The sequence below is a fragment of the Rathayibacter sp. AY2B3 genome, assembly GCF_002931755.1.
Classification (GTDB): domain Bacteria; phylum Actinomycetota; class Actinomycetes; order Actinomycetales; family Microbacteriaceae; genus Rathayibacter.
The window spans coordinates 31,072-41,864 of the sequence record NZ_PSUG01000033.1; the positions used below are offsets into that span (position 1 = coordinate 31,072).

The window sequence follows — 10,793 nt, forward strand, 5'->3', positions numbered from 1 at the left end:
TCACTGCGCCGTCTCCACTCAAACGGTTTTCCCCGCCGGAGAGGCAAAGAAAAACGATCAGCCAGAGGGAGCACCCACACCATGCAGACCGCCACCGAATTGCAGACCACGGCTAAGACCTATCTCACGCTCGCGAACACCCGCGCGGTGAGCATCCGCGTCGTGGGCACCGACCCCAAGACGACGCCCTCCGTGCTCGTCACCCGTCGCAAGTCCGGCGTCTGGGAGGCGTGGCACTCCGACGAGCTGCACGGCATCACCAGCGGCTCGTTCCGCCACTGCGTCACCCACGCCCGCCGCGCAGCGATCCGCCGCGTCGCCCCGTTCATGAGCCGCTGAGAGGACCACACCATGACCACCACCGACACCGGCCGCGCGAGCGCCGAACAGCTCGCCCTCATCCTCACCGCCCGCCGCGCGGAGTCCGACGAGGACGCCGCCGCCACGGACGCCGAGATCCTCGCGCACGTCCGCAACACCCTGACCCTGCCCGGGGAGGGGTGCCCGGGCGGGTTCCCCGTCACCGACGACGGAAGCGACTACGCGGCCGCGCTGATCGCGTTCCTCTCGCCCGCCCCGACAGCGGACGTGATGCTCGCCACGATCGAGCGCCTGCACCAGCAGGTGTGGGCCGCGGCCCCCGTCCTCACCGTCGAGACGGTGACGGTCGACGGCGAGACGTACCCGGCGCTGCGCTGCCCCGCATGCCGCCAGCTCGTCACCGACTCCGGCGACTTGTACGCCGTTGACGTGTCGACCAGGTGGAGCACCGCCGAGACGGACGACGAGCGCCAGCAGATGAGCATGACCCGCGGGGATGACGACTACAGCGGCACCCTGTACTACCTGCACGCGGCAGGCGAGCCGCACGCCGTCGTGCCGCCCGAGGGCTGGACCGAGAGCTGGAACTGACTCAGCGGGGGAGGGCCGGCCTGCGGGCCGGCCACGAGGGGCGACCCCCTCGCGCTCCCCGGTGTTCCGCCTTCGGCGGGGCGCGAGCTCCGCCCGCGCTCCGCCTTCGGCGGGGCGCGAGCTCCGCCCGCGCAGCGGTGACGGAGCACCGCCAGCAGGAGCCGCTACGCGGCAGGATTCCCCGTTTTCTTCACCTCTCCGCGGTTTCAACCTATCTCGCTCCGGCGGCTGCGTGCCACCGCTCCCGGACGCGCCCTGCGGGCTTATTTCGCCCGTGATCGGCGTCACTCCGCCGCCTCCACTCAATTGGTTTTCACTCGCCGGAGAGGCAAAGAAAAACGATCAGGAAGACGACAAAAGCCCCGTAGTTGGTCTAGAACCACGGGACTTGTCACCTTCATGGTCGCACACCGATTGAGGAGAAACCATCGTGACTATCACCACCGGAACCGGGACCGTTCAGCACATCGACCCGACCACCCTCGTGATCGAGGCGAACGTGCGCACCAGCGCCCCCGTGACCAAGGATTTCATCGCGTCGATCCGCGAGAACGGCGTCATCACCCCGGTCCTCGCCCGCCGCGACGAGCACGGCAACGTCATCGTCCGCGCCGGACAGCGCCGCACCCTCGCCGCCCGCGAGGCAGCGGTCGCCACGGTCCCCGTCTACGTCGTGGAGGGCGACGACACCACCGCGGACCGCATCATTCAGCAGATCATCGAGAACGACCAGCGCGCCGAACTCAGCACCGCGGACCGCACCGCCGCCTGGGCGCAGCTCGCGTTCGAGGGCATTACCGCCTCGCAGATCGCCAAGCGCACCGGAACCAAGACCGACGCCGTGAAGAAGGGCCTCGCCGTTGCGGAGTCCGCGACCGTCACGTCAGTTCTCCACGAGCACGAGCTGACTCTCGACCAGGCCGCGGTGCTGTTGGAGTTCGAGGACGACGCCGACGCCCGCGCCCACCTGATCGAGGTCGCGACCAACGACCCGACCCAGTTCGACCACACCGCGCAGAGCCTCCGCGAGGACGCCGCGGAGAAGGCTCGCCTCGCCGCCGTCGAGCAGGAGCAGATCGCGAACGGCTTCCAGGTCCTCACCCGCTCCGACGCCTACGGCGAGGGCAGCCCGTGGGTGCCCCTCCGCAAGCTCCGCACCGCGGACGACGCGCAGGTCACCGCCGAGCACATCGCCGCGATCCCGGTCCGCGGCGCGCTCATCGACACCCGCTGGAACGGCGACATCGACGTGACCCACTTCGTGCAGGAGCCCACGGAGGCTGGATTCACCTACGCCTACCGCGGCGACGTGCCCGCCGCGGTGCTCACCCCCGAGGAGGCGGAGGAGGAGCGCGTCGAGAAGTCCGCGGAGCGGAAGGTGCTCATCGCCAACAACAAGGCGTGGACCGCCGCAGAGACGGTCCGCCGCCAGTGGATCGCCACGTTCCTCAGCCGCAAGACCCTCCCGAAGGACGCGGATCGGGTGATCGCTCTCGGGCTCACCGCTCACCGGTTCGCGGTGTCTTCCGGGATGAGTAACGGCAGCGACCTCGCCCACACGCTGCTCGGCATCGACCGCCCCTCCGGCTACCGCACCGACGCCCTCGCCGCGCTGGTCGAGGCCAACCCCGCGAAGGCCCGGCTGGTCGCGCTGGCGGTCGTGCTGGGAGGTCAGGAGGCGAACACGAGCAAGGAGTCATGGCGACGCGGCGACGAGCGCGCCGCCGCCCACTTCCGCCAGCTCGCCGCGTGGGGGTACGCGCTCTCCCCGGTCGAGCAGGTCGTCACTGGCGAGAGCACCCCGGCTGACGCCGCAGGGCTCAGCTAGCCGCTCCGCGGGGACCGGCATCCGCCGGTCCCCGCACCCCCGCTCCCGACTCCTGCAGAAAGGCCCACCATGACCACCACCACGACTCCCGCCGTCGACGTCGACGTGTGGGGACACACCCCGGCGCTACGCGACGCGCAAGCCGCCGTCGACGCAGCCACCGCCACCGGCGACCCCGACGCAATCGCCGCGGCCGCGCGCGCGCTGATCGTCGCCGCGGCCGCGCACGGCTGGCCCACCGCGACCGCCCTCGTTTTCAAGTACGAGACGACCGGCCCCATCGCCCACGTCTGGGGACTGTGGAGAGTCCTGGACGCCGACCGTCAGACTCTCCGCGAGTGGGAGGACGATCCGGGCGGCATGAGCGATGAGTCCGAGGAGGAACTGGTCGCCCTCGACCTCATCAGCAACCGCCGCGAAACTCTCGACTACACCGACTTCGGCACGCCCATCGGCTCCACCGTCCTGATCCTGCACACCCTCGCGCTCTGAGCACGACCACGGGCCGCCCCGGACCGGGCCGGCCCGTGAGGGGCGACCCCCTCACACTCCCCGATGTTCCGCCGGCGGCGGGGCGCGAGCTGCGCTCCCGCAGCGTCGACGGAGCGACGCCAAGAGGTCGCCCGGCTGCGCCGGCCGCCGTTGGTCGCCCTACGGGCTCACACCCTTTTTTGCCGTGAAGCCTTCGGCGGCTCCCTCCGCTTCGCTGCGGTCGTAGCTACCTCCGGGCTCCGTTCAAGTGGCTGCGCCACCGACTCCTCCGAGACTTTCGGCACGCGGTCGCTGCGCTCCCTTATTTCGCGCCGAAACTCTCTCCCCCCTCGCCCTGCGGGTTGCACTGCGCCCTCCGGTTGCTAAGGCGGAAAACCGCCTTCACGGCAAAAAAACGATGAGGAGGAGAAGAGAGATGCAGCAGCAGATCACGACCGTCAGCACCTTCGTCCCGGCCGCCACCGAGGAGGGGATGCGCCACCAGTTCCGCAAGATCGCGGAGCGCGACGAGGACCTTGCCGCCCACGCCCGCAACGGGTGGGCACTCGCGCACACCGCCACGATCCCCGGCCCCGAGGGCGTCATGTTCGTGGACACCCTCACCCGCACCCAGCAGTAGCCCGCACCACCATCGAGGAGGAGACGCCATGTCCGACACCATCACCACCAGCCCCGCCCCGGAGAAGCCGACCCTCCTCGACGCGGTGGCCGAGTTCGCGTCCGTGTTCTCCCACGGGGACACCGCCGACGACCTGGCCACGCGCCTCAACTGCACCGAGGTCGACGCGCTGGCCGGACTCCTGCGAGCATTCGGAAGGGACGAAGCCGCAGACCTCTGGATCGCGCAGCACGCGACCGACGACGACGAGGGCGACGCCCACACCCCCGAAGGAGCCCAGCGATGACCGAGCAGCAGCAGGCCGCCGACGCGGTGGCGACCTACCAGGCAGCCGTGGCGACGTTCGCGGCCACGCTCTCGGACCCCGCCGTCGCGGAAGCGATCGCCCCGACGCTCACCTGCGCGCGCGCGACGCCGATCATCGACCTCCTCACCGAGGCAGGACACCACGACGCCGCCCAGAAGTGGGCCGAGCTGCACGCCTGGACCCGACTCAACGACGAGCACGACCCACACCGCGGCGACGAGTCGGACGGGTGGGCCGACTGATGCTCACCGTCTACTCGAAGCCGTCGTGCGTGCAGTGCACCGCGACCTACCGAGCCCTCGACGCGAAAGGCATCGAGTACGACGTCGTGGACCTCACGACCAACCCCGCCGCGCTCGAGTACGTCATGGAGGAGCTGGGCTACTCCGCCGCCCCCGTCGTCGTCGCCAGCGATCAGGACCACTGGTCGGGATTCCGCCCCGACCTCATCGACAAGCACGCCGCATGAGCGGCGAGATCCCGAGCGATGAGTTCCGGGCCGGTTACCTCGCCGGATTCGCGGACCGGCAGGCCGAGGTGGACCGGCTGGAGAACGACGCCGACCGGCTCTACCGCGCCGCCTACGGCGACGAACGCCGCATACCCGGGCAGCACGTCACCCGCGCCGAGCTCGAACAGCGCAGAGCGCTGTCCGAGCCGCCTGTCGAAATAACCCGGCGCGAAGCGCTCGCATCCTGGGGGATCGAACCGCCCGCCGAGGACCCAACAGACACCCCCGCGGCCGAGCCCGCGACCGAGAGCCCGTCGACGTCGACGGGACCCACGAACCGCACGAGCAGGAGACGACAGATGAGCACCAGGACGATCACCGGCAACCTCGCCACCGACCCCGAAGCCGTGCAGGCGGGCCGCGTGCAGATCGTGAAGCTGCGCGTCATCGAGAACACCGGCGAATACCGCGGCGGCGAGTGGACCCCGCACGAGGCCCCGACGACGCACTTCGTGGAAGCGAAGTTCGAGCTGGGCGAGCACGTGCTCGCCTCCCTCCACAAGGGAGACGGCGTGATCGTCGTCGGCTACGAGCGCACCGTCAGTTGGGGCGAAGGTGAGAACCGGCGCACCGGCCGCGTGCTCGAAGCCGACGCCATCGGCCCCAACCTCACCCGCGCGACCGCCGTCGTCACGACGGCCGCGCAACGCACCCCCCGCCGCAGCGCCGCCCCCGCGGCTGAGTAAGTTGGTCGGCATGTGGGACGTGATCGCTCTGCTGCTGGCCGTGACGGCTGCTGCGCTCGTCGCCGCCGGTGTCGTGCCGCTGTATCGCGACTCCGAGCTCCACTCCGCGCAGCTGTCCGAGGTCGCGGTCGACAAGCGCGCCCGAGCCCGCGGCGCTCTCGTGGCGGCCGTTGTCCTCTTCTCCGCAGCGGCCGTCGCCCTCCTCGCCGGGACGGCCTGAACCCCTACGCCGAGCCGTCCGCGAGCCGGAGCACGTAGAGGATGACGTGATCCTCCGGGATCGCAGCGCGCACTTCCGCGATCGCCGCGGCCGACGTCGCCGCGTTGCTCTGCACAACCGTCGATGCCGATTCAGCGCGCGTCCGGTGTGCCAGTTCCCACATGCTCCCATCGTCGCACCCGGCGCCGATGGGAGCGGCGGACCGGCAGTGCCGGCCCACGAGGGGGAGAGCCCCCTCGACCCCCCCACCCGAGCACGTGGAACGGCCGCGCGCTCGAGCGGGAGTCAGCTACGAGGACGCGGCTTGTACTTCTTCCCCGCCCGGATGTTCCGGTTCTCGATCACACCGACGACGGCCAGGCCCGCGGCGACGAGGACGATCAGCGACCACCCGAGCACGTTCAACCAGGTGCCGTTGAAGGCCGCGTAAGTCTGCTCGCCGGCGATGGAGAAGAGCATCAGCGACAGCCCGAACCACACCATGCCGTTACTGATCAGCGCGGCACGCGCGAGCTTGGTCCGAGGCTTCGACATGCCCTCACCCTCCCACCGCAGGCTGGACGTGTCCACGAGATTGATCGCTCCCGTCAGCGATCGCGTCCGAGGAGCCGGCGAAGGAACGATCGAGGCGCCGGCGGCTCCGCCCCCGCCGCCTCGCCGGGCGCAGCAGCATCCAGTGTGATGCGCAGCTCTCGCCCTGACTCGTTCGGCGTCGACGTCGACCACTCGGACGGATCGTGGCCGTCCGGGACGACATAGCCGCCGCAGTCGACCACGGCGCCCTCCCGGTCGACCGTGACGCTCTGCACCAGCAGAGTGCCGGAGTTGAAGTCGTACGGACTCCGCCCTTCTCGGACGTGGGTCGCGTCGGTCCGCAGGCCCTTCGACCAGGAGAGCCGGCCGACTGCACCGGCCAGCGACGACGCCCACCAGTGAGTGCCGTTCCACTCCACCCGCAGCTCGTCTCCGACCCGCACCAACCCGACATGCTCAGTGACCGTCGAGTGATACAGGCTCGACAGCATCGGCGTCCCACGATCGGCAAGGACCTGAGAACGCGCCCCCGCAATACCGAACCGGCGATCGCCGTTCTTGTGCACGGACCCAAGCTGCGGATAACCGTCTGCCGCGGCCGGCGCACCCGTCAACGGATCGAAGGCCACCCGCCTAGCCTTCCGTGACGGGAGGGAGCGGGTCGAGCAAGTGTGGTCCGTTGTTGCGGACGCTGTTCACGTCGCGGGACACCTCGTAATGCTCGAGGTCGTGCGCGACCGCGAACGACTCCCGATCGAGCAGCTGCATCAGAGCGTCGACGTCGAGGTGCCCGCCGAGCCAGTCGTCGTATCCGTCCGGCGTGATGCACGCCGGCATCCGGTCGTGGACCTCACCCGGCGCCACTTGCGAGGCCCGGGTGATAATCGCCGTCGACAGGCGCCACTTCTCCGGATCGTCCTCCGCCTTCGACGGATCCGGCCACGCCGACACGACGCCCGCCATCGCGAGGGCTGCGTCAGGCTCGTAGATGAAGTGCGGACGCTTCCTCGTCTCGGTGACTGTCCACTCGTAGTAGCCGGCTGCCGGGATCAGTACCCGCGACGTCGCGAACGCCTTCCGGAACATGGGCGAGCTCCGCGCGTTGATCGGCTGCGACTGCTGCTTCTTGAAGTCCTTCGCCCACACCGGCACGAACCCCCAATGCACGGTCGGCGCCGACCGCTCCCCGTCGCGCTCACGCACGACGGTCACGGGATTCGTCGGTGCCACGTTGTAGTTCGATCGCAGGCCGGCGAAATCGCCGGTGAAGAGATCCGGGAGCAGGCCCTCGGTATTGTCCTTGACCACAAAGCGACCGCACATGCGCCCAGCCTAGGGAGACGCGCTAGTCGTTGTAGGTGTCGACTACGACCAGGCGCGCGCCGGCGCTGTCCTCCGGAAACGACCCGTCGCACGCGAAGTCCCACGAGTCGGTGGAGTCGACCAGAGACGGGATGCGTCGTAGGTCATCGGCTTCGCACGTCAGCACGGACCCGTCGGAGAACATGATCGTGGACACAGGATTGAACTTGATTCCGTTGCTGTTGAGGATCGTGAACGCCAGCTCGAGTTCGGTGCCGAGCCCTGTCGTGGTCAACGTCGCTGCGTCCACCGTGTAGTAGCCCGTGCCCGTGTTGTCAGTGATATCTGTGATCGTCGCGCTGTTGGTCACGGCCAGCGGATCGGGCTTCTCCTCAGCGCACCCAGACAAGGTAGCGGCGAGACCTACAGCGAGGGTGAGGGCCGCAAGGGCGCGTGCTTTCATGCGGCGAGCCTATGGGCTTGGCCGCCTCGCTACTGCTCCTCAACGAGAGACTGAAGATGACCGGCTGATCGTTGACGTTTTATACCGCGGCTAGTGCGCCGCGGCGGTCCAGTTCGTACGCTCAGCACATGACTATTCGGGGGAACACGCGGAGTCGACGTCGGCAGCTCCTGGTGTGGGCTTTGGCTGCGCTGGTGGTGTTTGCGCTGGTGACTCTTGTTGTCGCCTTCGTGGCAACCCAGCTCAACGCTGCTGCTTTCGCCAGACGCCCGGAGATCGAGAACTGGGCTGACCCGAGCAGGGGAACATTCACGCTCGGGCTGGGATGGGGCTTGGTCGCCGCCGCAGTCACCATCGCAGTCGGCGTCACCGCCGATCGTCTGCGGGTGCGCAACGCAAGGTAGAACGGCGTTCCGTAAGGGGATGGTCGACCGGGCGGCCGGTAGGGGTCGTTCGCACGTGCTCGTCCGCGCGGTCGACTTGAGGAACAGGGTGGTTAGTACCGGCGGATGGACACGTTCTCGCCGAGGCTCGTCCAGTCGAGGCCAGTGGTGTCGTCTGGACCGGCGCCATCGGTGTGAATCTGGACGGCCCATGCTCCGTTCAGCGACAGCGCATCCCCGCAGCCGCTTCCGTCTTCGTTGTCGCCGTCTCCGTCCACGATGACGCACCGGCCTCCGGTCGTGGTCTGCGACCCGATCCAGACGTCCAGTCCGTCGGCTGACCCGACGTAACGGATCGAGGCGGGGTCGTAACCGTCTCCGACGGTGCCGACGTCGGGAAGAGCGTCCCGCTCGTCCTGCGCCCGCTCGAAATCGGTGTACGCCTCGGTGTCGGGGCCGGAGCACCCGGCCATGAGCGTCATCGTGAGCGCCACCACTGCTGCTCCGGCCACCCACCTCAGGCGCGTTGTCGATCCCACCGCATCCCCCCGTGCCTCGTCAGCACACCGTATCGCGCCGCGAAGGAGAGGAGCGCTGGCGCTGTGATGATGGGTCTTCTTCGGCGTCCTGTGCCTCTACTGTGGAGCAATGAGGCACCGCCCCATCCACACAGCAGCTGGCCTTGTTCTTGTGGCGGCTCTCGCCGGCTGCACACCGGTACCCGGTGAAGATCCTCGCATCACGCAATGGCGCGAAGAGCGCCAAGCGGACGTGGCAACGGATCGCGACGTCGTAGCGGTCCTCTCGCTGAACGTCGAGGCCGACGATGACGGCGGCCGCGTCGACGTCACCCTCGAGAGGCCGGCGCTGCCGACCGCGATCACCTTCGACTGCCTCGGCGAAGGAGTGATCGACCTCGAAATCGGATCGCTTTCCACGGCTGGGGGACCGGCGACGAGGACGACGACCACCCTCGACGCGATCGACTGCGCCGACGGCCCACACGAGATCGATCCCGCGTCGCTCGGCGAGAAGCCGATATCGAGTGTCAACGCCACCGCATCGAACGCGGACAACGACACCGCCTGGTTCCTCACAGTGCGCGGAGACCGCGACCCCTCCTGACATCGGCGGGACTACTCGACGCGCTCGGTCGGTGTTGTCCTCAAGCGCGTCTCGGCCCTGCTGTCCCGTACGGGGATCGATCCGCGGGACGCTTTCAGCGGACCGCTCGGAGGGGCTACTGCTCGTCCTTCCGGGCTGCCCGGCCGATGAAGTGCACGGACCGTCGAGCGTCGACGAGTTCGCGCTTCTCGAAGTGGCGGACGACGAAGGCTCCTGCGACGAACGAGTAGCCGATGCCCTCCGCGATCCGGGTGAGGACTGGGATGGTGCTGAGGATCTGTTCGACGGTGGGTGATCCGTTGGCCTGGTACGGGGCGATCCAGAACGGCACGATCGTGCCGAAGACGACGCCCAGGAGGATCCCGGCGACACCGATCCAGAACATGGAAGTGGACGAGAGTGCTCTGAGCATGGGATCCCCGGAATGTTCGGTGGGCGAGTCGAGAGGCGTCGCTGTCGGACGGGTCGTCCTCGCGAACGGCTGATCGGTCTGGTTACAAGCGCAGGTTGAGTGCGGCGAGGACGGTGACGAGGCCGGTTGCGACTACGACGACCGTCAGTGCAACGCGTCCCGCCGTACGGCGGAGAAGGCCGGTCATCGTGGCGGCGTCCGCCACGCGAGTCGCGATCACGAGGTCAGGAACGCCGGCCGGCGGCTGCGGCGGCGTCGTGGAGTCGTCTTCGCTAGCCGGGACGCTCACGGTCTGCTGAGCCGGCTCGATCCGATCGGGCAGCTTCGTGAAGCGGCCATCTTTCGGTTCACCCACAGCGACCTCCCCAGCGGTCGCCGCATCGCGACCCTCCTTTGTGATTGTAGCCGGGCGACTCCATTGCGTCAGCGTGAGCGCGTAGCGGCCTGGAGCTGGAGACTGCTGCGGCGCACGTCTCCTCTCCACTCCTCGAGCGTCCACCGATCGGGTCCCGTAGCGGAACCTGCTGCTTCCCGAGCGCGCTGCTCGCTGCCATAGATTCCAACGACGTCGGGGGCGTCTGCCCAGAGGGCGGTCCTGAGGAGGAGGTAGTGCTCACCGTCACTGCTGTTCTTCACGCGTCGGATCCTCGTCGGTTCCGACGTCGTTCGGTCACCGTGGCGCGAGGTGTCACAGTGCTGGCGCGCGTCCCGTATCGGGATCGATATGCGGGACGTTTTCAGCGGACCGCTCGGAGGGGCTTGGCGTCGTCGTCGCGTGCTGGTGATGCCGCCAGGGTCGACCGCAGGTCTTCTCGCGCTCGTTGGTAGCGGGTGCGTGCGGTGGACGCGGGGACGCCGAGGAGTTGTCCGGCTTCGGTGATGGAGAAGCCGTCCCAGTGAATGAGGCGGACGAGCTCGGCCTGTTCTGGCGCGAGCCTGGCGATCGCGTCGCGCACGTCGACTCCTTCGTCGGCGGGGCGTCCTTCGGTGGGAGCGGTC

21 protein-coding genes are annotated in these 10,793 nt (G+C 68.8%); 12 read left to right on the forward strand and 9 right to left on the reverse strand.

Going from position 1 to position 10,793, the window contains the following annotated elements; translation table 11 throughout:
- Positions 1-81: 81 nt before the first annotated feature.
- The 10 genes from C5C24_RS11915 (at position 82) to C5C24_RS11960 (ending at position 5,575) form a co-directional block, all read left to right on the forward strand.
- Complete coding sequence (locus C5C24_RS11915; RefSeq protein WP_104305043.1) at positions 82-339, forward strand: hypothetical protein; 258 nt, start codon at positions 82-84, stop codon at positions 337-339.
- 12 nt (positions 340-351) lie between these two features.
- Positions 352-912, forward strand: coding sequence for a hypothetical protein (locus C5C24_RS11920; protein ID WP_104305044.1), 561 nt, complete (start codon positions 352-354; stop codon positions 910-912).
- 430 nt (positions 913-1,342) lie between these two features.
- Entirely contained in the window at positions 1,343-2,740 is a 1,398-nt protein-coding gene (locus C5C24_RS11925; protein WP_104305045.1) for a ParB/RepB/Spo0J family partition protein, read from the forward strand.
- A gap of 69 nt (positions 2,741-2,809) precedes the next feature.
- A complete protein-coding gene (locus C5C24_RS11930; protein WP_104305046.1) occupies positions 2,810-3,232 on the forward strand; it encodes a hypothetical protein in 423 nt (140 codons plus the stop codon).
- Between the two features lie 415 nt (positions 3,233-3,647).
- Positions 3,648-3,851, forward strand: coding sequence for a hypothetical protein (locus tag C5C24_RS11935; protein WP_104268929.1), 204 nt, complete (start codon positions 3,648-3,650; stop codon positions 3,849-3,851).
- Between the two features lie 28 nt (positions 3,852-3,879).
- Entirely contained in the window at positions 3,880-4,137 is a 258-nt protein-coding gene (locus C5C24_RS11940; RefSeq protein ID WP_219812874.1) for a hypothetical protein, read from the forward strand.
- Positions 4,134-4,400, forward strand: coding sequence for a hypothetical protein (locus C5C24_RS11945; protein ID WP_104305047.1), 267 nt, complete (start codon positions 4,134-4,136; stop codon positions 4,398-4,400). The genes C5C24_RS11940 and C5C24_RS11945 overlap by 4 nt, the downstream gene beginning before the upstream one ends.
- Positions 4,397-4,627, forward strand: a complete 231-nt coding sequence (gene nrdH / locus C5C24_RS11950; RefSeq protein ID WP_104268997.1) for a glutaredoxin-like protein NrdH — start codon at positions 4,397-4,399, stop codon at positions 4,625-4,627. Before C5C24_RS11945 ends, nrdH begins: the two co-directional genes overlap by 4 nt.
- On the forward strand, positions 4,624-5,355 hold the full coding sequence (locus tag C5C24_RS11955) for a single-stranded DNA-binding protein (protein WP_104305048.1): 732 nt from the start codon (positions 4,624-4,626) through the stop codon (positions 5,353-5,355). The genes nrdH and C5C24_RS11955 overlap by 4 nt, the downstream gene beginning before the upstream one ends.
- Positions 5,356-5,365: 10 nt before the next feature.
- On the forward strand, positions 5,366-5,575 hold the full coding sequence (locus C5C24_RS11960; protein ID WP_104282270.1) for a hypothetical protein: 210 nt from the start codon (positions 5,366-5,368) through the stop codon (positions 5,573-5,575).
- Positions 5,576-5,579: 4 nt separating this feature from the next.
- Here C5C24_RS11960 and C5C24_RS18000 read toward each other — a convergent pair whose 3' ends face one another.
- From C5C24_RS18000 to C5C24_RS11980, 5 genes are all read right to left on the reverse strand, one after another.
- A complete protein-coding gene (locus C5C24_RS18000) occupies positions 5,580-5,738 on the reverse strand; it encodes a hypothetical protein (protein WP_181110226.1) in 159 nt (52 codons plus the stop codon).
- A 122-nt stretch (positions 5,739-5,860) separates the two neighbouring features.
- Entirely contained in the window at positions 5,861-6,109 is a 249-nt protein-coding gene (locus C5C24_RS11965) for a hypothetical protein (RefSeq protein WP_104277726.1), read from the reverse strand.
- Positions 6,110-6,162: 53 nt separating this feature from the next.
- Positions 6,163-6,738, reverse strand: a complete 576-nt coding sequence (locus tag C5C24_RS11970) for a hypothetical protein (protein WP_104317394.1) — start codon at positions 6,736-6,738, stop codon at positions 6,163-6,165.
- A gap of 4 nt (positions 6,739-6,742) precedes the next feature.
- Positions 6,743-7,432 carry an SOS response-associated peptidase gene (locus C5C24_RS11975; protein ID WP_104305050.1) on the reverse strand — a complete coding sequence of 230 codons (690 nt, stop codon included), beginning with the start codon at positions 7,430-7,432 and terminating at the stop codon, positions 6,743-6,745.
- A gap of 22 nt (positions 7,433-7,454) precedes the next feature.
- Positions 7,455-7,874 (reverse strand): hypothetical protein, encoded by a 420-nt coding sequence (locus C5C24_RS11980; RefSeq protein ID WP_146082609.1) that lies wholly within the window; start codon positions 7,872-7,874, stop codon positions 7,455-7,457.
- A gap of 128 nt (positions 7,875-8,002) precedes the next feature.
- Here C5C24_RS11980 and C5C24_RS17685 point away from each other — a divergent pair, with 128 nt between their 5' ends.
- Positions 8,003-8,278, forward strand: a complete 276-nt coding sequence (locus C5C24_RS17685; protein WP_146082610.1) for a hypothetical protein — start codon at positions 8,003-8,005, stop codon at positions 8,276-8,278.
- Between the two features lie 92 nt (positions 8,279-8,370).
- Here C5C24_RS17685 and C5C24_RS11985 read toward each other — a convergent pair whose 3' ends face one another.
- Positions 8,371-8,754, reverse strand: coding sequence for a hypothetical protein (locus tag C5C24_RS11985; RefSeq protein ID WP_104305052.1), 384 nt, complete (start codon positions 8,752-8,754; stop codon positions 8,371-8,373).
- A 151-nt stretch (positions 8,755-8,905) separates the two neighbouring features.
- On the opposite strand from C5C24_RS11985, the gene C5C24_RS11990 reads away from it, so the two are divergent.
- Entirely contained in the window at positions 8,906-9,382 is a 477-nt protein-coding gene (locus tag C5C24_RS11990) for a hypothetical protein (protein WP_146082611.1), read from the forward strand.
- A gap of 115 nt (positions 9,383-9,497) precedes the next feature.
- Here C5C24_RS11990 and C5C24_RS11995 read toward each other — a convergent pair whose 3' ends face one another.
- The 3 genes from C5C24_RS11995 to C5C24_RS12005 form a co-directional block, all read right to left on the reverse strand.
- Positions 9,498-9,767: a hypothetical protein gene (locus tag C5C24_RS11995; protein ID WP_104305054.1), complete on the reverse strand. Its 270-nt coding sequence runs from the start codon at positions 9,765-9,767 to the stop codon at positions 9,498-9,500.
- Positions 9,768-9,876: 109 nt separating this feature from the next.
- The gene (locus C5C24_RS12000; RefSeq protein ID WP_104305055.1) at positions 9,877-10,149 is read right to left on the reverse strand and encodes a hypothetical protein; all 273 of its coding nucleotides are present in this window, start codon (positions 10,147-10,149) and stop codon (positions 9,877-9,879) included.
- Between the two features lie 382 nt (positions 10,150-10,531).
- The coding region (locus tag C5C24_RS12005) for an RNA polymerase sigma factor (RefSeq protein WP_258065202.1) at positions 10,532-10,793 on the reverse strand (262 nt) is incomplete at its 5' end.